This is a genomic window from Comamonas testosteroni, assembly GCF_014076415.1.
GTDB classification, from domain to species: Bacteria; Pseudomonadota; Gammaproteobacteria; order Burkholderiales; family Burkholderiaceae_C; genus Comamonas; species Comamonas testosteroni_F.
Genome location: NZ_CP043568.1, coordinates 148,492 through 170,243, shown reverse-complemented (window position 1 = coordinate 170,243; position 21,752 = coordinate 148,492). Strand labels below are relative to the sequence as shown.

The 21,752-nt window shown below is 63.7% G+C and carries 18 protein-coding genes, 1 tRNA gene and 1 riboswitch; of the genes, 13 read left to right on the top strand and 6 right to left on the bottom strand.

Annotation, left to right across the window (positions count from 1 at the left end):
• The first annotated feature begins 70 nt into the window (after positions 1-70).
• The 3 genes from cls to F0P97_RS00720 all read left to right on the top strand — a co-directional run bounded on the left by cls (position 71) and on the right by F0P97_RS00720 (position 3,803).
• Complete coding sequence (gene cls, locus F0P97_RS00730) at positions 71-1,516, top strand: cardiolipin synthase (protein WP_182285230.1); 1,446 nt, start codon at positions 71-73, stop codon at positions 1,514-1,516.
• Between the two features lie 245 nt (positions 1,517-1,761).
• Positions 1,762-3,102: a C4-dicarboxylate transporter DctA gene (locus F0P97_RS00725; RefSeq protein WP_182287056.1), complete on the top strand. Its 1,341-nt coding sequence runs from the start codon at positions 1,762-1,764 to the stop codon at positions 3,100-3,102.
• Between the two features lie 8 nt (positions 3,103-3,110).
• On the top strand, positions 3,111-3,803 hold the full coding sequence (locus tag F0P97_RS00720) for a GntR family transcriptional regulator (protein WP_182285229.1): 693 nt from the start codon (positions 3,111-3,113) through the stop codon (positions 3,801-3,803).
• Positions 3,804-3,877: 74 nt separating this feature from the next.
• On the opposite strand, the gene metH is transcribed toward F0P97_RS00720, so the two are convergent.
• Positions 3,878-6,637, bottom strand: a complete 2,760-nt coding sequence (metH, locus tag F0P97_RS00715; RefSeq protein WP_182285228.1) for a methionine synthase — start codon at positions 6,635-6,637, stop codon at positions 3,878-3,880.
• A gap of 36 nt (positions 6,638-6,673) precedes the next feature.
• Positions 6,674-6,783: riboswitch (S-adenosyl-L-homocysteine riboswitch) on the bottom strand.
• A 423-nt stretch (positions 6,784-7,206) separates the two neighbouring features.
• Here metH and gltS point away from each other — a divergent pair.
• Positions 7,207-8,445, top strand: coding sequence for a sodium/glutamate symporter (gene gltS, locus F0P97_RS00710; RefSeq protein ID WP_182285227.1), 1,239 nt, complete (start codon positions 7,207-7,209; stop codon positions 8,443-8,445).
• 105 nt (positions 8,446-8,550) lie between these two features.
• Here the strand turns inward: gltS and F0P97_RS00705 are convergent, their stop codons facing one another.
• Positions 8,551-9,054 carry a PACE efflux transporter gene (locus F0P97_RS00705; protein ID WP_182285226.1) on the bottom strand — a complete coding sequence of 168 codons (504 nt, stop codon included), beginning with the start codon at positions 9,052-9,054 and terminating at the stop codon, positions 8,551-8,553.
• A 93-nt stretch (positions 9,055-9,147) separates the two neighbouring features.
• Between F0P97_RS00705 and F0P97_RS00700 the strand changes: the two genes are divergently transcribed.
• A complete protein-coding gene (locus F0P97_RS00700; protein ID WP_182285225.1) occupies positions 9,148-10,071 on the top strand; it encodes a LysR family transcriptional regulator in 924 nt (307 codons plus the stop codon).
• Positions 10,072-10,079: 8 nt separating this feature from the next.
• Here the strand turns inward: F0P97_RS00700 and F0P97_RS00695 are convergent, their stop codons facing one another.
• On the bottom strand, positions 10,080-10,976 hold the full coding sequence (locus F0P97_RS00695) for a LysR substrate-binding domain-containing protein (RefSeq protein ID WP_182285224.1): 897 nt from the start codon (positions 10,974-10,976) through the stop codon (positions 10,080-10,082).
• Between the two features lie 150 nt (positions 10,977-11,126).
• On the opposite strand from F0P97_RS00695, the gene F0P97_RS00690 reads away from it, so the two are divergent.
• The 3 genes from F0P97_RS00690 to F0P97_RS00680 all read left to right on the top strand — a co-directional run bounded on the left by F0P97_RS00690 (position 11,127) and on the right by F0P97_RS00680 (position 14,337).
• Positions 11,127-12,341: a muconate cycloisomerase family protein gene (locus tag F0P97_RS00690; RefSeq protein ID WP_182285223.1), complete on the top strand. Its 1,215-nt coding sequence runs from the start codon at positions 11,127-11,129 to the stop codon at positions 12,339-12,341.
• 42 nt (positions 12,342-12,383) lie between these two features.
• Positions 12,384-13,379 carry a tripartite tricarboxylate transporter substrate binding protein gene (locus tag F0P97_RS00685; protein WP_182285222.1) on the top strand — a complete coding sequence of 332 codons (996 nt, stop codon included), beginning with the start codon at positions 12,384-12,386 and terminating at the stop codon, positions 13,377-13,379.
• Positions 13,380-13,473: 94 nt separating this feature from the next.
• On the top strand, positions 13,474-14,337 hold the full coding sequence (locus F0P97_RS00680; protein ID WP_182285221.1) for a PPK2 family polyphosphate kinase: 864 nt from the start codon (positions 13,474-13,476) through the stop codon (positions 14,335-14,337).
• A 154-nt stretch (positions 14,338-14,491) separates the two neighbouring features.
• Here F0P97_RS00680 and F0P97_RS00675 read toward each other — a convergent pair whose 3' ends face one another.
• A complete protein-coding gene (locus F0P97_RS00675; protein ID WP_182285220.1) occupies positions 14,492-15,415 on the bottom strand; it encodes a fumarylacetoacetate hydrolase family protein in 924 nt (307 codons plus the stop codon).
• 209 nt (positions 15,416-15,624) lie between these two features.
• Here F0P97_RS00675 and F0P97_RS00670 point away from each other — a divergent pair, with 209 nt between their 5' ends.
• Positions 15,625-16,932 carry a Glu/Leu/Phe/Val family dehydrogenase gene (locus F0P97_RS00670; RefSeq protein WP_182285219.1) on the top strand — a complete coding sequence of 436 codons (1,308 nt, stop codon included), beginning with the start codon at positions 15,625-15,627 and terminating at the stop codon, positions 16,930-16,932.
• 164 nt (positions 16,933-17,096) lie between these two features.
• Here the strand turns inward: F0P97_RS00670 and F0P97_RS00665 are convergent.
• A tRNA-Met gene (locus F0P97_RS00665) sits at positions 17,097-17,173 on the bottom strand.
• Between the two features lie 181 nt (positions 17,174-17,354).
• On the opposite strand from F0P97_RS00665, the gene radA reads away from it, so the two are divergent.
• The 4 genes from radA (at position 17,355) to F0P97_RS00645 (ending at position 20,732) form a co-directional block, all read left to right on the top strand.
• Positions 17,355-18,740, top strand: a complete 1,386-nt coding sequence (gene radA / locus F0P97_RS00660) for a DNA repair protein RadA (RefSeq protein WP_182285218.1) — start codon at positions 17,355-17,357, stop codon at positions 18,738-18,740.
• A 180-nt stretch (positions 18,741-18,920) separates the two neighbouring features.
• Positions 18,921-19,376 (top strand): glycerate kinase, encoded by a 456-nt coding sequence (locus F0P97_RS00655; RefSeq protein WP_182285217.1) that lies wholly within the window; start codon positions 18,921-18,923, stop codon positions 19,374-19,376.
• Positions 19,377-19,457: 81 nt separating this feature from the next.
• Complete coding sequence (locus F0P97_RS00650; protein WP_182285216.1) at positions 19,458-20,396, top strand: branched-chain amino acid transaminase; 939 nt, start codon at positions 19,458-19,460, stop codon at positions 20,394-20,396.
• A gap of 126 nt (positions 20,397-20,522) precedes the next feature.
• On the top strand, positions 20,523-20,732 hold the full coding sequence (locus F0P97_RS00645) for a zinc-finger domain-containing protein (RefSeq protein WP_003059801.1): 210 nt from the start codon (positions 20,523-20,525) through the stop codon (positions 20,730-20,732).
• Positions 20,733-20,776: 44 nt separating this feature from the next.
• Here F0P97_RS00645 and F0P97_RS00640 read toward each other — a convergent pair whose 3' ends face one another.
• The gene (locus F0P97_RS00640; RefSeq protein WP_182285215.1) at positions 20,777-21,742 is read right to left on the bottom strand and encodes a glycosyltransferase family 32 protein; all 966 of its coding nucleotides are present in this window, start codon (positions 21,740-21,742) and stop codon (positions 20,777-20,779) included.
• Between the last annotated feature and the right edge of the window lie 10 nt (positions 21,743-21,752).

Here is a 21,752-nt window from a genome sequence, read left to right as displayed (position 1 = left end):
AGGGCTTGCAGCTTGTGCTTGGGGCAGAGCCCGTTATGCTCGACAAGGTCCATCGTTGCTGCACTGATTCATGACCTGGCTGCTGCTGACTCTTCATGTGTTGCTGATTGCCGGCTTCGGCCTGCGCATCCTGCTGCGCAGAGACATGCGGCCCGATGTGCGACTGGCCTGGCTCATGGTCATCGTGCTGCTGCCCTATGTGAGCTGCCTGCTGTACTACCTGTTTGGCGAGGTGGCCCTGGGCCGCGTGCCCGGCCGCAGAAGACTCAATGTGCGCGAGTTCTGCCAGTCCCGCAGCGGCGCCGCGACCGATGCCGGCCGCAGCCCGCAGGCACTTCCGACCATGGCCGATCAATGGCTGCCGGCCTTCCGCTATGCCTCGTCCATCAATGGCTTTGCGCCGCTGCCCGGCCACAGGGCCGAGCTGATGCGCGATGGTGCACATGCCCGTTCGCAGATGCTCGCCGATATGGATGCCGCGCGCCACGATATCAACGTGCTGTACTACATCTGGCTGGACGACGGCACCGGCACCGATGTGGCCCATGCCCTGATGCGTGCCGCACAGCGCGGCGTGACCTGCCGTGCCATGGTCGACGGACTGGGATCGCGCGCACTGACGCGCTCGCCACTGTGGCAGCAGATGCGGCAGGCCGGCGTACATCTGGCGATTGCCCTTCCCATCAGCAATCTGCTCAAGGTCATGCTGACCAGCCGCATCGACCTGCGCAACCACCGCAAGATCACGCTCATAGACGGCAGGATCAACTATTGCGGCAGCCAGAACTGCGCCGACGAAGGCTTTCACATCAAGGCTCGCTATGCCCCCTGGGTGGACATCATGCTGCGCCTGCAGGGACCTGTGGTCATGCAGATGCAGCAGGCCTTTGCCAGCGACTGGGCGCAGTCCGATGCGAGCTTTGCACCACCGGCAATCGAGGCCGAGGCCCGCACTGCCGCTGACGACGGCTTCCATGCCGTTGCGATTGCCGAAGGGCCGACGGAAAGAGCACGCTCAACACCCCAGCTGGTTGCCAGCCTGCTGGCCTGTGCGCAGCGCGAGGTCGTGATCTCCACCCCCTACTTCGTGCCCGACAGCACGGTGCTAGATGCCTTGTGCGCCGCCGCGCTGCGCCAGGTGAAGGTCACGCTGATCCTGCCCGCCCGCAATGACTCATGGATCGTCGGCGCCGTCAGCCGCAGCCATTACTGGCGGCTGCTGAGCGCTGGCGTCCATATCCACGAATTCCGCCCCGGCCTGCTGCATGCCAAGACCCTGTGCCTGGACGGCTCGGTCAGCCTGATCGGCTCCACGAATCTGGATCTGCGCAGCTTTGACCTGAACTTCGAAAACAATGTATTGCTGCACGACGAAGCCACCACCCAGGCTATCCGGCAGCGCCAGCAAAGCTATCTCAGCGAATCCGATGTGGTGACGCTGGCACAGGTGCATTCGGCTCCCTGGTGGAAGCGCATCTGGGACAACCTGCTGGGCGCGCTGAGCCCGCTGCTGTAAGCGCCATGCCCTGGCTTTGGGCATACCCAAAGCCCACGCACCACGTGCGTGCACGCCGGCGGCCCCTCTCGCACCAAGGCGGAACGCCCTTTTATTTCATACGTGAAAGTCAGGGCTGATCCTCCCCTGATTTACACAAATCTGCAGGAATACCCTCTGCTGGCACGCCTTTCGCTTGCCTACATTCTTGTATGCAAGTTGCAGTCAACTTGCATACAAGATTCCACAACTTGCGAAAGACGACTATGCGCCGCTTTGTCAGATCATTGTTCGGACAGGTGGTGATCGCACTCATACTGGGTGTGCTCGCCGGACTACTGGCCCCTGAATGGGCCGTGAAACTCAAACCCCTGGGCGATGGCTTCATCAAGCTCATCAAGATGATCATCCCCATACTGGTGTTCTGCGTGGTTGTGCACGGCATTGCCGGCGCGGGCGACCTCAAGCGCGTAGGCCGCGTGGGCGTCAAGGCCCTGATCTATTTCGAGGTGCTGACCACCATCGCATTGGGCATGGGCCTGGTGCTGGCCTTTGTCTTCGAGCCTGGCGTGGGCATGAACGTGGACACCAGCAAGCTCGACGCCTCGGCCATGGCGGCCTATGCCAGCAATGCCGACAAGCTGACCAGCGGCGGCACGGTGGACTTCCTGATGAAGCTCATTCCCACCACCGTGGTGGAAGCATTCGCCAAGGGCGACGTCCTGCAGGTGCTGCTGTTCGCCGTGCTGTTCGGCTGCGCGCTGACCATGCTGGGTGAGCGCGGCAAGCCCGTTTCCGAGCTGGTGGACACCTTGTCCATGGTCCTGTTCAAGGTCATGGGCATCATCATCAAGCTGGCACCGCTGGGCGTGCTGGGCGCCATCTCCTTCACCGTGGGTCAGTACGGCATAGGCTCGCTCAAGCAGCTGGGCATGCTGGTGGCGCTGTTCTACGTCTCGGTACTGCTCTTCGTGTTCGTGGTGCTGGGCCTGGTGATGCGCCTGTCGGGCTTCAGTCTGATCAAGCTGCTGCGCTATCTGCGTGAGGAACTGACCATCGTCTTTGCGACCACCTCCTCCGACAGCGTGCTGCCCCAGATCATGGCCAAGCTGCGCAACATGGGTGTGCGCGACTCCACCGTGGGCCTGGTGATTCCCACCGGCTACTCCTTCAACCTGGACGCATTCTCCATCTACATCACGCTGGCAGCGGTCTTCATCGCCCAGGCCACCAACACCCCCATCAGCATGTCCGACCTGCTGACCATTCTGGCCATCGCGCTGGTGACCTCCAAGGGTGCGCACGGCGTGCCGGGCTCGGCCATCGTGGTGCTGGCCGCCACCCTGCATGCCATCCCCGCCATCCCTGCGATCGGCCTGGTGCTGGTGCTGTCGGTGGACTGGTTCATGGGCATTGCACGCGCTCTGGGCAATCTGATCGGCAACTGCGTGGCCACCGTGGCCATCGCCGCCTGGGAAGGCGACATCGACCGCGAGCGTGCCCATGCGGTACTTGACGGCAAGGCCGAGCCACTGACCGAAGAAGAAGACCATGCATCTGCTATCGTGCCGCCTGTCGTAGTCCCCATCCCTCACTCCAGCCACTGAACCAAGCAATGACTCCTGCCTCTCCACAGCACATCGCGGAACGCGTCGTCGAAGCCATCCTGGCCCAGAAACTGGCACCCGGCGAACGACTGGGAGAGCAGGAGCTGGCCAACAACTTCGACGTCAGCCGCACCGTGGTGCGCGAAGCGCTGATGCAGCTGCAGGCCCGGGGCTTTGTCCAGGTCCAGGCCCGCAGGGGCTGGTACGTGGTCCAGCCCTCGGCTGCCGAGGCCATGGACGCGTTCTCTGCCCGGCGGATCATCGAGACCGGCATATTGCAGGAGGCCGGCAAGCCGCTGCAGCGCGTCATCACCAGGCTGCGCCGCCATATCGCCCAGGAGCAGAAAGCCATCGCCGGGGCGGACAACGCCACGCGTTCCTTCCTGCTTGCAGATTTCCATGTCTGCCTGGCCGAACAGATGGGTCACCGGCTGCTGGCCGACACGCTGCGCGATCTGACGGCGCGCACCACCCTGGCTGCCACGCTCTATCAGTCCACGCACAGTGCCAGCCAGTCCTGCGCCGAGCACGAGCGCATCGTGGCCGCCCTGGAACGCGGCGACACCGAGGGTGCCAAGGCGCTGCTGCTGGAACATATAGGCATGGTGGAGCGCTCGCTGGAAATCCGTGCGACCGGGACCGAGGAGCCCGGCGACCGGCTGCGTGCCACGCTGGCGCCCGTGCTCAAGCAGCGCCTCTGAGCGACGTGCTCCAAACCAAAAAGCCAGGGTCGACCCTGGCTTTTTCATTTGCGAAGTACGAGCTTGAAGCTGGTTCAGCCCAGATTCGGCGCCAGATAGCGGCGCAGCTCCTCGATATCCATACCACGTCGCTGAGCCATATCAGCGAGCTGGTCTTCGCCGATCTGGCCCACGTTGAAGTAGCTGGCCTCGGGGTTTCCGATATAGAAGCCGCTCACGCTGGATGCCGGGTTCATGGCCAGGCTCTCGGTCAGCGTCATGCCGATCTCATCGGCCTGCAGCGCCTTGAACAGCTCGATCTTGGCCGTGTGATCGGGGCAGGCAGGATAGCCGGGCGCAGGACGGATGCCCTTGTAGGCTTCCTTGATGAGTTCCTCGTTGCTCAGGTTCTCGTCTTCGGCATAGCCCCACAGATCCTTGCGCACGCGCTGGTGCAGGCATTCGGCAAAGGCTTCGGCCAGTCGGTCGGCCAGGGCCTTGAACATGATGCCGCTGTAGTCGTCCAGCGCGGCTTCGAATTCCTTGTCCTTCTTTTCGGCGCCGATGCCGGCGGTCACGGCAAACAGGCCGGCATAGTCGGCAATGCCCGACTCCCTGCTGGCCACAAAATCGGCCAGGCAGCGGCTGGGGCGCATCACGGGCCGGCCATCCGGGCCGCCCACGGCCTGCTTCTCAGTCTGCTGGCGCATGCCGTACCAGGTGGTCAGCACCTGGCTGCGCGACTCGTCGGTGTAGAACACGATGTCGTCGCCCACGCGATTGGCCGGGAACAGGCCCATCACGCCATTGGCCTGCAGCCAGCGGCCGTCGATGATTTTCTGCAGCATCAGCTTGGCATCGGCCAGCACCTTGCGCGCCTCCACGCCCACGACCTCATCGTCGAGGATGGCTGGGTACGGCCCCGCCAGATCCCAGGTCTGGAAGAACGGGCCCCAGTCGATGTACTGGGAAATTTCGGCCAGGTCGAAGTTCTTGAACACACGGCGGCCCAGGCTGCGCGGCACCACGGGGGCGTGGCTCACCACGGCGGCATTGGCACGGGCCTGCTCCAGCGTCCACAGCGGCGTCTTCTTCTTGTTGGCATGCTGGGTGCGCACCTTGTCGTAGTCGGCGCTCAGCTCGTCCAGATAGGCCTGCTTGCCTTCGCCCAGCAGGCTCTGCGCCACGCTGACCGAGCGCGAGGCATCGGGCACATAGACCACGGGGCCGTCGTACTTGGGCGCAATCTTCACGGCCGTATGCACGCGCGAGCAGGTCGCACCGCCGATCAGCAACGGAATCTTCTTGATGCGGAAGTAGTCGTCCTTGTCCATCTCGCCGGCCACATACTGCATCTCCTCGAGACTCGGAGTGATCAGGCCCGACAGGCCGATGATGTCCGCGCCCTCGGCCTTGGCCCTGGCCAGGATCTCGTGGCAAGGCACCATCACGCCCATGTTGATGACTTCGAAGTTGTTGCACTGCAGGACCACGGTGACGATGTTCTTGCCGATGTCGTGCACGTCGCCCTTGACGGTGGCGATGACGATCTTGCCCTTGCTGGTCACGTCCAGGCCCGCCGCTTCCTGCTGGCGCTTCTCTTCCTCGATATAGGGCACCAGGTGGGCCACGGCCTGCTTCATCACGCGCGCGGACTTGACCACCTGGGGCAGGAACATCTTGCCGGCACCGAACAGGTCGCCGACGATATTCATGCCGTCCATGAGCGGGCCTTCGATCACGTGCAGCGGGCGGCCGCCGCCCTGCACCACGATCTGCTGGTAGGCCTCTTCGGTGTCTTCGGTGATGAAGTCGGTGATGCCGTGCACCAGGGCGTGCGACAGACGCTCGCCAACCGTCTTCGGTGCCTCGGCCGTGCCGCGCCACTCGAGCTTCTTGCTGTCGTCCTTGGCCGCACCCTTGGCGCTGTCGGCGATCTCCAGCAGACGCTCGGCCGCATCGGGGCGGCGGTTGAGCACCACATCCTCCACGCGTTCGCGCAGCTGGGGCTCCAGGTCGTCATACACACCGACCATGCCGGCATTGACGATGCCCATGTCCATGCCTGCCCCGATCGCGTGATAGAGGAACACGGTGTGGATGGCCTCGCGCACGGGGTCGTTGCCGCGGAAGGAGAAGCTCACGTTGGAGACGCCGCCCGAGACCTTGGCACCGGGCAGGTTCTGCTTGATCCAGCGTACGGCCTCGATGAAATCGACGCCGTAGTTGTTGTGCTCTTCGATGCCGGTGGCCACGGCAAAGATGTTGGGGTCGAAGATGATGTCCTCGGGCGGGAAGCCCACTTCATCGACCAGAATGCAGTAGGCGCGTTCGCAGATCTCGATCTTTCGCGCAAAGGTGTCGGCCTGGCCTTTTTCGTCAAACGCCATCACCACGGCGGCCGCGCCATAGCGCTTGACCAGCTTGGCGTGCTTCTTGAACTCCTCGACGCCCTCTTTCATGGAGATCGAATTGACGATGCCCTTGCCCTGCAGGCAGCGCAGGCCGGCTTCGATCACGTCCCACTTGGAGCTGTCCACCATCACCGGCACCTTGGCGATATCGGGCTCGGAGGCAATCAGGTTCAGAAAGCGCACCATGGCGGCCTTGCTGTCCAGCATGGCCTCATCCATGTTCACATCGATCACCTGGGCGCCGTTTTCCACCTGCTGGCGCGCCACGGCCAGCGCTTCTTCATACTGTTCGTTGAGGATCAGACGCGCAAAGGCCTTGGAGCCGGTGACGTTGGTGCGCTCGCCCACGTTGACGAACAGCGTCTCATCGCCGATGAAGACGGGCTCCAGGCCCGACAGACGCATGGGAGGAATGACAGTGGAAGGGGTAGCAGCGGACATCAGCTCACCTGTGTGAAAACCAGAAACAGAATCGAAAACAGGTGAGCGCCGTTGGGAGTGCAGGCAGATCGTCAACCGGATCTGCGACCCCGAGCCTGACGGGTCAAACATCTCAGGGATGACCTGCTGCAGCGCTCCTCGGGGTGAAGCCCGTCATTCTACGGCGAGGGCGGGCAATCGGGGCTTCAAGGCGCTTTGCCCCGTGGCTGTGCAGGCGAGCTCTTTGCGAATGGCTATAGCAGATTCGACTTTCCACGCCCCAAAAACAGGAGCAGGGCAAAAGGTAATTTCGCAAAACACGAATGCAACCATCTCATTTCAAGCATATTCCCGACATGGTGCGCATCCGCAAGGAATGGCGCGCACCGCTTTCCGGCTCTCAGGCAGCCCGGCACCGACGGGCCCGCCTGCCATGAGTGGACAAGCACCTACAGCCCCTATCTTTGAGTCTTTGGCACCATCGGCAGCAAATGTCTGGTCCATGTGCTCAGCCGTGCACAGCCGATTGCCAGCCATGACCGGGCTGGCCATTCAGCCATCGCATGGAACGGAACACCCAGGAGATCTTCATGAACGTGACCTTCGGCGCGTACTACACCCTCATCATGGCCGTGCTTGTGCTCATGCTTGGCAAGCTCATGACAAGACATATCCGCTTTCTGCGCGACTTCAATATTCCCGAGCCTGTCTCCGGCGGCCTGGTCGTGGCGGCCATCATCTTCATGCTGCATCAGACCACGGGACTGGCGCTGAGCTTCGAGGGCAGTCTGCAGTCGGCGTTCATGCTGGTGTTCTTCTCGTCCATCGGCCTGAGCGCGAACTTCGCGAAGCTGCGTGAGGGCGGCTCGGCGCTGTTCATTTTCCTGGGCGTGATTGCCGTCTTCATCATGATGCAGAACATCGTGGGCGTAAGCCTGGCCACCGTGCTGGGACTGGACCCGTTGATCGGCCTGGTCGCGGGCTCCATCACGCTGGTGGGCGGTCACGGTACGGCCGGAGCCTGGGGCTCGGTGCTGGAAAACCAATACGGTCTCACGGGAGCCACCACCCTGGGCATTGCCTGCGCCACTTTTGGCCTGGTCATCGGCGGCCTGGTGGGCGGCCCGCTGGCCAAGCGGCTGATCACGCGCCATCAGCTGGCCCAGCCGCTGACCGAGTCCGAACAGCTGCGCGCCGATGCGCCCGCCGTGAGCGAAGGCAGCGAGGTCGCCAACTTCGAGTCGCCCAACAAGGCTCCGCGCCTGATCACGGCCGATGCGGCGGTGGAGACGCTGGCCCTCTTCGCGGGTTGCCTGGCTTTTGCCGAATTCATGACCGGCCTGACCATGGGAACGGTCATCCAGCTGCCTACCTTTGTCTGGGCGCTGGGCGGCGGCGTGGTCATACGCAACGTGCTGGACTATATGTTCGGCTTCAAGGTCTTTGACCGCGCCATCGACGTCTTCGGCAATGCCGCACTGTCCATCTATCTGGCCATCGCGCTGCTCTCGCTCAAGCTGTGGGAGCTGACCGACCTGGCCGGCCCGCTGATGGTCATCCTGGCCGCGCAGGCCATCGTCATGACGCTGTATGCGGCCTTCGTGACCTTCCGCATCATGGGCAAGAACTATGACGCCGCCGTGCTGGCTGCCGGCCACTGCGGTTTCGGCATGGGCGCCACACCCACGGCCGTTGCCAATATGCAGGCCATCACCAACCAGTACGGCCCGTCGCACAAGGCCTTTCTGATCGTGCCCCTGGTCGGAGCCTTCTTCATCGACATCATCAACGCCTTTGTGCTGCAGGCCATGCTCAGCATTCTTCGCTGACCGCTGCATAAGGCAAAAAAAGCGTGTTCCCGGTAGACGGGAACACGCTTTTTTCATGGTTGCTTGCGCTTTCAGGGCAAGCGTCAGAGGCTTGTGCGGCTCAAATCATGCAGCCACGGCCTGGGCCGAAGCCGGCAGGCCGAAGATGCGGTCGAACGCCCAGTTGAAGGCAAAGGTGTAGACCATGAAGAACACCAGCAGGCCGGCTTCCATCACTGCAGCTTCCCACAGCGAGATGCCGAACCACCAGGCCATCAGCGGAATCAGCATGGCGGCGATGCCGCCTTCGAAACCGATGGCATGCACCACGCGGCGCATCAGGGAGCGGCCCTTGACGCTCTGGCGCGATTCCCATTTTTCGAACAGGTGGTTGAAGCTCAGATTCCAGCAGATCGCGATCACCGAGGCAGCCACGGCCATGACGCCGGAATCGCCAGCCTTCTGACCAATGGCCATGAAGATCAGGCTGGAGACGATGATGGCAATGATTTCGTACAGACCCACGTAGAGGATGCGACGTTTGGGACCTTGAAGACCCTTGGCCTTGGCGGGGGTGGCAAAAGCGGCGGTATTTTTGAGAGAAACGGCAGAGGAAGAAGCGGATGCCATCGCTGAGGCTTGTTGAGACATGGGCTGCAGTGTATGTTCTATAAATTGAAGATAAAAGTCAGTTCCTTTCAATTTTTCTGACAGATCGACACCATGCCCTTTAGCGCCGACCAGGTTCCGCTGTTTCTTGCCGTGCTGGATGCCGGCACCTTTTCGGCGGCTGCACGCAAGCTGGGGCGTGTGCCCTCGGCCGTCAGCATGGCCATTGCCCAGCTGGAGGCCGAGCTGGACCTGCAGCTGTTCGACCGCAGCGGACGCGAACCCGTGCCCAGTGCCGCCGCCCGCGCGCTCGAGCCGCAGGCACGCCTGCTGGCCGAGCAGTTGCAGTTGCTGAACTGGCAGGCTCAGGCGCTGCATGCGGGTCTGGAGGAAAGGCTGACGCTGGCCATCGCCCCCGAACTGCTGGCCACGCACTGGAGCGAACCGCTGAACCGGCTGGTGCACGAGTTTCCTGCGCTGCCCATTGAGGTGCTGGCAGCTCCCCAGTCAGATGCGCTGGAGCTTTTGCATGCAGGCCGCGCCCATCTGGCCCTGGTGTTCGAGCGGCCCGCCATTGACGGGCGCGAGGGCTTCCAGGAAATGGGCCGCGAGACGCTGGTGGCCGTGATGTCGCCGCAGTTCGAGCTCTGGCAGCAGGCGCTGGCCGAGCATGAGCAGGGCCGCACCACACGGCCACAGCTCACGGTGGAGCAGTTGGCTGCCACGCGTCAGGTGCTGGTGGCCAGCCGCGACCCACAGCAGACAGACCCGCGCTTTGTGTTTGCGCGCCAGCTCTGGCGCACGGACAGCCACCAGGCAGCGCTTTCGCTGATAGGTGCAGGTCTGGCCTGGGGCTGGCTGCCCAAGGGCCTGGTGGAGTCGCATATCGGCAGCGGTGCGCTGATGGAAATTCCCGTGCTCAACATCAGCAACGGCACGACCTTGTTCGTGGACTGGGTCTGGTCCAAGGAGCGCCCGCAAGGTCTGGCCACACGGCGCTTTGTGGAGCTCATGGGCAGGCAGCCCGCGGGCCGCTGACCGCAGCGCTAGGCTTCTCGTCCCAGGCTGGCGCGCGCCGCGGGCGCCAGCAGCGCCGCGAACTCGCGCGCCGCGGCGCTGTAATGGCTGCCGCGACGCCACAGCAGTCCGGCCGTGCGCACCAACTGCGGGCCCACCAGATGTATGGCCACCATATCGCTGGCCTGCTGGGCCGCGCGCTCGGGCACGATGGTGGCCATGTCGCCCCAGCGGCACAGCGCGATCAGCGATTCCACCGAGCCCATTTCCACGCGCAGGCTGGGCGTGACGCCCGCATCGCGCAGGCCGTTGTCGATCAGGCCGCGCGTGTAGAAGCTGCGCGGCAGCAGCGCCAGCGGCACGCCGGCCAGAGACTTGACCGCCAGCGTGCGCCGCCCGGCCAGCGCATGCGAGGGATTGACCAGCAGCATCATGCGTTCATCGAACAGCGGCAGGGCCTCGAGTTCGGTGCGCTGCGGCGGATGAAAGCTCACGCCCAGGTCCAGGCTGCCGTCGAGCAGGCCGGCCTCCACGGGCGGCGCCAGCAGCTCGCGCACCACCACGTTGACCTTGGGATAGGCTCGCGTGAAGGCCGCCACGGCTGGCGCGACCAGGGTGTTGAGAAAAGTGGGGATCACGCCCAGGGTAAGGGTGCCGGTCTGCAGCTCGCTGAGATCGGCCAGCGCCATGCGCCCGGCCTCGATCTCGTGCAGTGCGCGCTCGGCATAGTTGCGGAACACCACGCCGGCCTGCGAGAGCTTGAGCCCACGGCCTATGCGCTCGAACAGCACCATGCCCAGTTCCTCCTCCAGCTGGCGCAGCCCGTGCGACAGCGTGGACTGGGTCACGAACAGGTTGCGCGCCGAGGTCGTCAGGTGCTCGGTCTTGGCAATGTCGACAAAGTAGCGCAGCTGGCGCAGTTCCATGGGCGGCTTCCAGGTAGATACATCGATGCCATCGAACAATACCTCAAAAATAATTCAGTAGATCAACGGCATTCATGGATTTACGCTGGCGACCATCGCAGCCATGCAGCTGCCCGCCCCAACGCCTTCCGCCCTCACGGCCTCTTGCCCATGACCACCAGCTTCCCCATCGAACGCATTACCGCGCGCATCCTGGACATTCCCACCATACGTCCGCACAAGCTGTCGTTCGGCGCCATCAACCGCCAAAGCCCGGTCATTGTCCAGCTGTGGCTGCGCAACGGCGCCACGGGCTTCGGCGAGGCAGCCACCATCGGCGGCCCGTCGTGGAACGAGGAGTCGCCCGAGAGCATCCACCACGCCGTCACCAACCATCTGGCCCCGGCCCTCACGGGCCAGGACGGCGCGCGCATCGAGGCTTGCCTGGCCCGCATGGACCTGGCCTGCCGCGGCAATGCCTTTGCCAAGAGCGCCGTGGAGATGGCCCTACTCGACGCCGTGGCACGCAGCCTGCAGGTTCCCGTGTGGCAGCTGCTGGGCGGCAAGCAGCACGACAGCCTGCCGCTGGCCTGGACGCTGGCCAGCGGCGATGTGGAACGCGACCTGGCCGAGGCCCAGCTGCGTCTGGAACAGGGCCGCCACCGCATCTTCAAGCTCAAGATCGGTGCCCGAACGCCCGAGGCCGATCTGGCCCACGTGAGCCAGATCGCGCGCGGCCTGCAGGGCCGCGCCACGCTGACCGTGGACGTGAACCAGGCCTGGGACGGTGCCACCGCACGGCGCTTTCTGCCGCCCATGATCGAGGCCGGCGTCAGCCTCATCGAGCAGCCCGTGGCCCAGTGGAATGTGCCCGCGCTGCGCGAGCTCACGGCCACGCTGCCGTCCACGGCCCTGGTCATGGCCGATGAGAGCGTGTGCACGCCGCACGACGCCATGCGCCTGGCGCGCGAGCAGGCCTGCCACGTGTTTTCGCTCAAGGTCGCCAAGCACGGCGGTCTGCTGCGCACGCGCCAGGTCGCCGCCATCGCCCAGGCCGCCGACATCGGCTGGTACGGCGGCACCATGCTCGAAACCTCGATAGGCTCGGCCGCCTCGGCCCATGTGTTCGCCACGCTGGGCGGGCGCCACCACAACTGCGAACTGTTCGGCCCCCAGTTGCTGGTGGACGACATCGTGGCCGAGCGCATGCCGATTGCCGACTTCGCCCTGCAATTGCCCGACGGCCCCGGCCTGGGTGTGGAAGTGGATGCTGCCCAGCTCGACCGCTTCGACCGCGCGCGCCAGGGCCTGCAACCCACGCACATCGACCTCGGCGCCGCACCTTCATCCGCCCCCGTGTCTGCGCCTGCCCCCTCAGCCCGCTGACACCGCACCAACTACAACATTCATCTTCAGGAGACATCCACCATGCAACGCCGCCTTCTCTGCACCCTCGCCGCCCTGCCCGCCGTCCTCGGCCTGAGCGCCCTGGCCGCCGCCGCCCATGCCCAGACGCCCGAGGCCAACTGGCCGAGCAAGCCCATTCGCTGGATCGTGCCCTTCCCGCCGGGCGGCGCCATGGATGCCATCGCCCGCACCCTGGGCGAGAAGGCCGCGCGCACGCTGGGCCAGCCCTTCGTCATCGAGAACCGCCCCGGCGCGGGCGGCAACATCGGCGCCGACTTCGTGGCCAAGTCCCCGGCCGACGGCTACACGCTGATGATCACCTCCATCGGCATGGCCACCAACAAGCCGCTGTACCGCAAGCTCAGCTATGACCCGATCAAGGACTTCGCGCCCGTGGGCGTGCTGGCCGTGGTGCCCAACATCCTGGTCACCAACGCCACCCAGCCCCAGATCAAGAGCGTGACCGACGTGGTGGCCGCGGCAAAGGCCGCGCCGGGCAAGCTGACCTATGCCTCGGCCGGCAACGGCACCTCCATTCACCTGGCCGGCGAAGTCTTCACCTCGCTGGCGGGCGTGGACATGCTGCACATCCCCTACAAGGGATCAGGCCCCGCCGTCTCCGACCTGCTGGGCGGTCAGGTCAACTACATGTTCGACTCCATCACCTCGGCGCGTCCCCACATCCAGTCGGGCAAGCTGCGCGCGCTGGCCGTGACCACGGCCAAGCGCTCGACCAGCATGCCCGATGTACCCACCATGGAGGAAGCAGGCATCAAGGGCTATGAAGTCTCGCCCTGGTTCGCCGCCTTCGTGCCCGCCGGCACGCCGCCGGCCATCGTGAAGAAGCTCAATCAGACCTTGGTGGCCGCCATGAAGCAGCCCGACGTGATCGAGCGCTTCCAGGCCATAGGCGCCGAGGTCGTGGGCTCCACGCCCGAGGAAGCGGCACGTCACCTGCAGACCGAAAGCCAGCGCTGGACGCGGCTGATCAACGAGCGCGGCATCCACATGGACTGAATGCGGCGCGCCCGCGCGGGCCGGCCGCCGCTTGAGCTGCCGCCGGCCATGCGCTAGGCTCGACGCCTCATCACACCAGGGAAGGCCGCCGCCCATGCCGCAATCGATCTTCACCAGCAGCGATGCCGCGCTGCGCGAACGCTGGAAGGCCCTGCAACCGGGCGCCGCTGCCGTCAAGGCCGGACGCTGCGAGCTGGCCGGGTTCGATCCCGGCACCAAGCCCTTCTCGGGCGGCAGCAAGACCCAGGACAGGGCCAGTGTCGAAGCCCTGGCCGAGGAGCTGGACGCGCTGCAGAACCTGTTCTACGCCGACCGGCGCTTCAAGCTGCTGGTCATACTGCAGGGCATGGACGCAGCCGGCAAGGACGGCACGCTGCGCGCTGTCTTCGGTCGCATGTCGCCGCTGGGCGTGCGCTCCGTGGGCTGGAAGGCGCCCACCGACGTGGAGAAGTCCCACGACTACCTGTGGCGCATTCACCAGCAGATGCCGGGTGCGGGCGAGATCGTGCTCTTCAACCGCAGCCAGTACGAGGATGTGCTGGTGCCCGTGGTCAACGGCTGGCTCACGCCCGAGCAGCAGACCCAGCGCTATGCGCAGATCAACGACTTCGAGCGCATGCTCAGCGAGACCGGCACGGTGATCGTCAAGTTCATGCTGCACATCAGCAAGGACGAACAGCGCGAGCGGCTGCAGCAGCGGCTGGACGACCCCAGCAAGCACTGGAAGTTCGACGAGAACGACCTCAAGGTGCGCGCCCAGTGGGACGACTACCAGCAGGCCTACGGCCGGCTGCTGGCTGCCACGCACACGCCATGGGCGCCCTGGACCATTGTGCCCGCCGACTCCAAGACCCACCGCAATCTGATGGTGGCCACGGTGCTGCGCGAGGTGCTGGGCAATCTGGAACTGAAATATCCGCCCGGCGCACCGGGGCTGGATCACATCCAGGTCCGATGACGCGGACAGCGCACACAGCCACTGGTGCCCGTGCGTCACTCTCATAAAAAGAGCATTTAGCGTATGTTTTCAATGATTTTCAGATTGAAAGATATCTGAAATCATTCATCAAAAGGCGCTAGCAGCTCTTGTTTTTGAAGACTCCCGGGACGGATCAGAACTGCCAGCCCAGTCCGCCCAGGCCGTCGAACTCCATCTCGAAGCGATCGCCGGCCTGCAGCGGCATGCAGCCGCACCAGGTTCCCGTCGTCACCACGGTGCCGGCAGGCACGCTGCCGTATTCGCGCGCCACATGCTGCAGCCAGTCCACGAGCAGCCAGGCCGGATCGCCCAGGCTGTGCGTTCCGGTGAAGCGCTGCGGCAAGCCGCCATTCACGGTCACCGTGCACAGCTGCCGCGCCCAGTCGCGACCGGCGATGACGGAAGCGCTCTGCCACTCGCCCAGGGCCAGTCCGCCATGGCACTGGCCGTCGGCCAGCAGAGCCAGGGCCGGGGCCTTGGTGCCGTCGCGCCAGCGCACATCCACCCATTCCACGGCCACGCAGACGGCATCCACCAGCGCCAGCGCGCTGTCGTAATCGAGGGCTGCGGCCTGCTTGGCGCTCACATCCCGGCCTATGCGCAAGGCGATCTCGGCCTCGGCATTGCGCAGATTGAAGACGGTGGCGGGCGCGGGCACCGGGTTCACGCCCTGGCGAATGCCTTCCTCGGGCAGCGGCACATGCAGCAGCGCCGCCTCGCGGTCGGGGCCGCCGGACTTCCAGTAGCGCGGCGCGCGATCGGCGGGCCACCAGTTCCAGGTGCGCGCCAGCGCGCTTTGCACGGCACGGGCATCGGCGGCATCGCGCATCAGCGCTGCCACGTCGGCCCCCTGGGCCTGGGCCGCGCCCAGTTTGCGCGACCACCACAGCGCATCGGCCGTGGCATAGCTGTCCTCGGGCAAATCAGGCCACAACGTCTTCCAGTCGGGCAGCACCTCATCCTGCGTCTGCAGCTCGGGAGCCAGCCCAATGGGCGGGGTATTGGCAAACGGTGCCGGGCCGCACCAGCCGCTTTTGCAATCATTGTTTTCAGACATGAGGGCAATGATGGCAAATTTCCTGTCTCCATGTCACCAATTCAGTGCTTGGCCCACATCCAGAGCGGCCTTCGGATGGTTATGCATAAAATGCATAGCATCTCAAACAAGAAGCCTTGGACAGGAAAATTCGGCGCGCGCACACTGTGAATCCCGGACAGCAAGGGCTTACAACGACCTTGCTCCACTCAGTCAACCAGGCCTACATCATGCAAGCCAAAGACTCTTCAGCGCTGTCCACAGCGCATGCTCTGCCCTCCTACCTCAACCCCGATCATCTCGGTCCCTGGGGCATTTATCTGCAACAGGTCGACCGTGTCACCCCCTACCTGGGCTCGCTGGCCCGCTGGGTGGAAACGCTCAAGCGCCCCAAGCGCATCCTGATCGTCGATGTCCCCATCGAGATGGACGACGGCCGTATCGCCCATTTCGAGGGCTACCGCGTGCAGCACAACCTGAGCCGCGGTCCCGGCAAGGGCGGTGTGCGCTTCCACCAGGATGTGACGCTGTCCGAGGTGATGGCACTGTCGGCCTGGATGAGCATCAAGAATGCAGCCGTGAACGTGCCCTACGGCGGCGCCAAGGGCGGCATCCGTGTCGACCCGCGAAAGCTGTCCAAGGCCGAACTGGAGCGCCTGACACGCCGCTATACCAGCGAAATCGGTCTGCTGATCGGCCCCACCAAGGACATTCCGGCACCTGACGTGAACACCAACGGTCAGGTCATGGCCTGGATGATGGACACCTACTCCATGAACACAGGCGCCACGGCCACCGGCGTGGTCACGGGCAAGCCCGTGGATCTGGGCGGTTCGCTGGGTCGCGTCGAGGCCACGGGCCGCGGTGTGTTCACCGTGGGCGTGGAAGCCGCCAAGCTCACCGGCCTGAATGTGCATGGCGCACGCGTGGCCGTGCAGGGCTTCGGCAATGTGGGCGGCACGGCGGGCAAGCTGTTTGCCGATGCCGGTGCCAAGGTCGTGGCCGTGCAGGACCATACGGGCACCATTCAGAACGCCAATGGCCTGGATGTGACGGCATTGCTGGAACATGTGGGCAATACCGGCGGTGTGGGTGGCTTTGCCGGTGGCGAGGCCATGGATGCTGCCGCCTTCTGGGGCGTGGATTGCGACATCCTGATCCCGGCGGCACTGGAAGGCCAGATCACCGAGGAAAACGCCGGCCAGATCAAGGCCAAGCTGGTGATCGAAGGTGCCAACGGCCCCACCACTCCCGAGGCTGACGACATCCTCAGCGAAAAAGGCGTGCTGGTTCTGCCCGACGTGATTGCGAATGCCGGCGGCGTGACCGTGAGCTACTTCGAGTGGGTGCAGGATTTCTCCAGCTTCTTCTGGACCGAAGACGAGATCAACGCCCGTCTGGTGCGCATCATGCAGGAAGCCTTTGCCGGCGTCTGGGCCGTGGCCCAGGAGCACAAGGTGACACTGCGCACCGCCACCTTCATCGTGGCCTGCAAGCGCATTCTCCATGCCCGCGAGGCGCGCGGCCTGTATCCATGATCGGCCTCTGAGCGGCTTTGCCGCTTCCCCCTCTCTGGCATCAACCGGAAGGGGGATACCGGCTTCGCCATCGGTCCGGCCCTAGCTTGCCGTCTCTTGGAGAGGGCAAGCGGCTTCGAGGCCCAAAACGAAAAAAGCCTTCTGTTTCCAGAAGGCTTTTTGTTTGGTTGCGCGAGAAGGATTTGAACCTCCGACCTTTGGGTTATGAGCCCAACGAGCTACCAGACTGCTCCATCGCGCGGTAATTTGTTTCTCAACAGCAGTCGCTGTGTCGATAGGCGCAATTGTAGCCTAAATCGGCCTGTCATGCGGAGCAGTTATATAAACACGCGCTTTTTATGGTTACTGGCTCTGAGATTTGTCGCCCGCTCCCCATTGGCAACAGCAATTGCCGCCCATGCCAGTCGGTATAGTTGCCGCCCATGGCCAAAGAGAAAACCACTTTCACCTGCAACGCCTGTGGCGGCACCAGCCCGCGCTGGCTGGGCAAATGCCCGGGCTGCGGCGCCTGGAACACCCTGGTCGAGACCGTGGCCGACTCCGCCTCGGGCGGCAAGAACCGCCTGAGCCAGCCCCAGGGCTATGCAGGTCTGGCCAATGCCCAGCCCGTCACCCCGTTGTCGGCCATCGAGGCCCAGGATGTGGCGCGCACCCCCAGCGGCATCGAGGAGCTGGACCGCGTGCTGGGCGGCGGCGTGGTGGAAGGCGGCGTGGTGCTGATCGGCGGAGACCCTGGAATAGGTAAGTCCACACTTCTTTTGCAGGCCATGGATGCATTGCATCGCATAGGCCTGCCCACGCTCTATGTAACGGGCGAGGAAAGCGGCGCCCAGGTGGCGCTGCGCTCGCGCCGGCTCGGGCTGGACAACAGCCAGGTCAATGTGCTGGCCGAGATCCAGCTCGAGAAAATCCTCGCCACCGTGGAGGCCACCCAGCCCGCCGTGGTGGTGATCGACTCGATCCAGACCGTGTATTCGGACCAGCTCTCCTCGGCTCCGGGATCCGTGGCCCAGGTACGCGAATGCGCGGCCCATCTGACGCGCGCGGCCAAGACCACGGGCATCACCATCATTCTGGTGGGCCATGTGACCAAGGATGGCGCGCTGGCCGGCCCGCGCGTGCTCGAGCACATGGTGGACACGGTGCTTTACTTCGAAGGCGACACGCACAGCAACTTCCGTCTGGTACGCGCCATCAAGAACCGCTTCGGTGCCGTCAACGAGATCGGTGTCTTCGCGATGACGGAAAAAGGCCTCAAGGGCGTGACCAATCCCAGCGCAATCTTCCTGAGCCAGCACAGCGAACCCGTGCCCGGCAGCTGCGTGCTGGTGACGCTGGAGGGCACGCGCCCCATGCTGGTGGAAATCCAGGCGCTGGTGGACCAGGGCGGCCCGGCCGCACGCCGCCTCTCCGTCGGCCTGGACCGCGACCGTCTGGCCATGCTGCTGGCCGTGCTCAACCGCCATGCGGGCGTGGCCTGCGCCGACCAGGATGTCTTCGTCAATGCCGTGGGCGGCGTGCGCATCAATGAGCCTGCAGCCGACCTGGCAGTGATGTTGGCAATCACTTCCAGTTTGCGCGGCAAGTCGCTGCCCAAGGGCTTTATCGCGTTTGGCGAGGTCGGCCTGGCCGGCGAGGTGCGCCCCGCCCCTCGCGGTCAGGAGCGTCTCAAGGAAGCAGCAAAGCTGGGATTCACTATCGCCGTGGTTCCCAAGGCCAATGCCCCAAAGAAGCCCATCACCGGCCTGACCATCCATGCCGTGGAGCGCGTTGATGAAGCCATCAACATCGTGCGCGGCATTGGTTGATGTATTTTGATAGCTGCTTGCGCCTTTCAGTCATCGATATCAGCTAATAAATGATCTGAAATCATTGATTGAGATATGCATGCAGCTACTGTTTTTGAAAACCCCTTGGTCACCGCAGCCTGTGTGGGCATACGCACTGTCCGCAACCTCAAACCCATACCCTCATAAGACAATAAGCCCATGAATTTGCGCAATATTTTGGTTCCCCTGGGCTTGATCGTGCTGGTGATCGCGGCCTACAACTCTGCGGGCTGGCCCGGCGTGGCGGCGGTGGCAGGCGGCATCCTCATGTGGGGGCTGCTGCACTTCACGCGCCTGATGTCCATCATGAAGAAGGCGTCGGACCGGCCTATCGGCTATGTGGGCAGCGCCGTGATGCTCAATGCCAAGCTCAAGCCCAAGGTCCCGCTGGTCCATGTGGTGGCCATGACCCGCTCCCTGGGCCAGCGCCTGTCCGAAGAAGGCCAGAGCCCCGAGATCTACCGCTGGACCGACGGCTCGCAGTCCCATGTGACCTGCGAGTTCGTCGCCGGCCGCCTCATGAAGTGGGAGCTGCAGCGTCCCGAGCCCAAGGAAGAGCTGAACCCGACTGCCGCGCAGGCAACAGCCCGGACATCGGAGCCGACCTCCCCCTAAAATGGCAGTTTCAGGAGACAAGCGCCGCCGCCTATCCGGCAGCAGCGCCCGCCGAACACACAACCCATAGAGGATGGTTTTATGAGCCCTGTTGTTCCCTCGATGTCCGACCGCGACGGAAAGATCTGGATGGATGGCCAGTTGGTGGAGTGGCGCGATGCCAAGATCCATGTGCTGACCCACACGCTGCACTATGGCTGCGGCGCCTTTGAAGGCGTGCGCGCCTATGAAACCGCACAGGGCACGGCCATCTTCCGCCTTGAAGAGCACACCAAGCGCCTGTTCAACAGCGCCAAGATTCTGCGCATGCAGATCCCGTTCAGCCAGGAGCAGGTCAACCAGGCCCAGGTCGAGGTGGTCAAGGCCAACGGCCTCAAATCCTGCTATCTGCGCCCGCTGACCTGGATCGGCGACCGCAAGCTGGGTGTCTCGCCCAAGGGCAATACCATCCACCTGATGGTCGCTGCCTGGGCCTGGGGCGCCTATCTGGGCGAGGAAGGCATGCAGCGCGGCATCCGCACCAAGATTTCCAGCTTCACCCGCCACCATGTGAACATCACCATGAGCCAGGCCAAGGCGGTGAGCAACTACACCAACTCCATCCTGGCCAATACCGAGGCTCTGGACGACGGCTACGACGAGGCCATCCTGCTGGACGCCTCGGGCTTTGTCTCCGAAGGATCGGGCGAGAACATCTTTGTGATCAAGGACGGCGTGGTCTACACCCCCGACCTGTCCGCCGGCGCACTCAACGGCATCACACGCAACACCGTGCTGCACATCTGCAAGGACCTCGGCCTGGAAGTGGTGCAAAAGCGCATCACCCGCGATGAGCTTTACATTTCGGACGAGCTGTTCTTCACCGGCACCGCTGCAGAAGTCACGCCCATCCGCGAAGTGGACCGCCTGCAGATCGGCGAAGGCCGCCGCGGCCCGATCACCGAGAAAATCCAGGCTGCCTACTTTGACATCGTCAACGGCCGCAATCCCAAGTACGCACACTGGCTGACCTTGGTATAAATCACCCCCTGGGCGGCTTTGCCGCTTCCCCCTCGGGGGACACGGCCCTTGCTTGGTGCTTCTGATCTCAATTGCGCCAGTATTTCCGGCCATGCTTCATTATTGAAAACACGAAAGACACGAGAAATGACCACGAATGCCGTCGTCGAACTGGCCGCCAAAGACCTCAACGCACAAGGTGGCGTGTTCTGCCCCAGCCCCAAGGCCGACATGAAGCTGTGGAACAGCCACCCCAAGGTCTATCTGGATGTGGCCAAGACCGGCGACGCCAAGTGCCCTTATTGCGGCACGACCTACCGCCTCAAGGCCGGTGAGGTGTTTGCTGGCGGGCATTGAAGCAACACCGCTCATGAAAGAGGCTCCTGATAGGAGCCTCTTTTTTATGCCTCGGGATTAAGAGCCCGGTGCCAAGTGCTGCCTGGCACTGCCCCGCCGTGTGCCTTGAACATTTCCGTGAAATGCCGCCTCTCTCCGCCCCTGAGCTTGACGATGGGAGCACCGATCTTCGGCCCCTGGACCCGACACAGCTGGGGATACAGCAAATACCATTTCCAGCGCAAGGCATGGTGATAGTAATAGGCCGAGTCCTCGGCCTTGAACAAGGCCATGCGTGAATACTGTCTTTGGCGCAGCACCTGCTGTGCCGTGACATGGATCAGCAGGTAATGGGGATCGCCAATGTTCTGCCGGATGTCGACCCAATCGGGCTGTGCCTGAAGCCGCCGCAGATAGGCCTCGGTTCCCTCGACAATCAAGGCCTGGTGAAATTCCCGCTGCCAGGCGACGATGAAACCGGAGCCCGCCAAAGCGCCAAATGCCCAGCTTTCGATCACCGGCGTCTGCACCTGGGTGGTGAATTTCTCAAGATAGAAACCCACAAACTCAGTCCTGGAGTCGACGGCTGCCTGCATCCAGCCCAATGAGCGCGTCAGCAGGGTGCTGGCATCCAGCCAGAAGCCTCCATGCAGCGCCACCAGGTACAGGCGCAGCCAGTCAGATTGCTTGGTGGGATGCAGCTCATGGAACCGGGCAGGCAAAGCTTCTTGAGCCACGTACTGGGCCAGGTTGCCAGGATGCACAAGGCATACTTCATAATCCGGACACTGCAAACGCCAGCTCTGGATGCATTCGCGCACAAACGAGTCGGGCTGAGCATGGTTCCAGTAGGTCCACAATTTCTTGGGAATCGCAGCGCCTGGCGACGCCGCTAATTGCGGTGCAGGAGCAGCTACCTCGCCTTCGACAATGACCGGTATTGCGTCGCAATAGCTTGCTGAGGATTTCAGCGCCCGGGGCTGAACCAGCTTCAATGCGCTTTTGAATAATTGGGCAGGAATCCGGGTCATGGTGCGGGAA

What these genes read in the sequence shown, in the direction of transcription:
- F0P97_RS00655 (WP_182285217.1), top strand. Translation starts at nt 18,921, where the DNA reads ATGAATTTGCGCAATATTTTGGTTCCCCTGGGCTTGATCGTGCTGGTG.
- F0P97_RS00680 (WP_182285221.1), top strand. Translation starts at nt 13,474, where the DNA reads ATGCCGCAATCGATCTTCACCAGCAGCGATGCCGCGCTGCGCGAACGC.
- metH (WP_182285228.1), bottom strand. Translation starts at nt 6,637, where the DNA reads ATGTCCGCTGCTACCCCTTCCACTGTCATTCCTCCCATGCGTCTGTCG.
- F0P97_RS00645 (WP_003059801.1), top strand. Translation starts at nt 20,523, where the DNA reads ATGACCACGAATGCCGTCGTCGAACTGGCCGCCAAAGACCTCAACGCA.
- radA (WP_182285218.1), top strand. Translation starts at nt 17,355, where the DNA reads ATGGCCAAAGAGAAAACCACTTTCACCTGCAACGCCTGTGGCGGCACC.
- F0P97_RS00695 (WP_182285224.1), bottom strand. Translation starts at nt 10,976, where the DNA reads ATGGAACTGCGCCAGCTGCGCTACTTTGTCGACATTGCCAAGACCGAG.
- F0P97_RS00685 (WP_182285222.1), top strand. Translation starts at nt 12,384, where the DNA reads ATGCAACGCCGCCTTCTCTGCACCCTCGCCGCCCTGCCCGCCGTCCTC.
- F0P97_RS00675 (WP_182285220.1), bottom strand. Translation starts at nt 15,415, where the DNA reads ATGTCTGAAAACAATGATTGCAAAAGCGGCTGGTGCGGCCCGGCACCG.
- F0P97_RS00705 (WP_182285226.1), bottom strand. Translation starts at nt 9,054, where the DNA reads ATGGCATCCGCTTCTTCCTCTGCCGTTTCTCTCAAAAATACCGCCGCT.
- F0P97_RS00640 (WP_182285215.1), bottom strand. Translation starts at nt 21,742, where the DNA reads ATGACCCGGATTCCTGCCCAATTATTCAAAAGCGCATTGAAGCTGGTT.
- F0P97_RS00700 (WP_182285225.1), top strand. Translation starts at nt 9,148, where the DNA reads ATGCCCTTTAGCGCCGACCAGGTTCCGCTGTTTCTTGCCGTGCTGGAT.
- F0P97_RS00650 (WP_182285216.1), top strand. Translation starts at nt 19,458, where the DNA reads ATGAGCCCTGTTGTTCCCTCGATGTCCGACCGCGACGGAAAGATCTGG.
- F0P97_RS00725 (WP_182287056.1), top strand. Translation starts at nt 1,762, where the DNA reads ATGCGCCGCTTTGTCAGATCATTGTTCGGACAGGTGGTGATCGCACTC.
- F0P97_RS00670 (WP_182285219.1), top strand. Translation starts at nt 15,625, where the DNA reads ATGCAAGCCAAAGACTCTTCAGCGCTGTCCACAGCGCATGCTCTGCCC.
- cls (WP_182285230.1), top strand. Translation starts at nt 71, where the DNA reads ATGACCTGGCTGCTGCTGACTCTTCATGTGTTGCTGATTGCCGGCTTC.
- gltS (WP_182285227.1), top strand. Translation starts at nt 7,207, where the DNA reads ATGAACGTGACCTTCGGCGCGTACTACACCCTCATCATGGCCGTGCTT.
- F0P97_RS00690 (WP_182285223.1), top strand. Translation starts at nt 11,127, where the DNA reads ATGACCACCAGCTTCCCCATCGAACGCATTACCGCGCGCATCCTGGAC.
- F0P97_RS00720 (WP_182285229.1), top strand. Translation starts at nt 3,111, where the DNA reads ATGACTCCTGCCTCTCCACAGCACATCGCGGAACGCGTCGTCGAAGCC.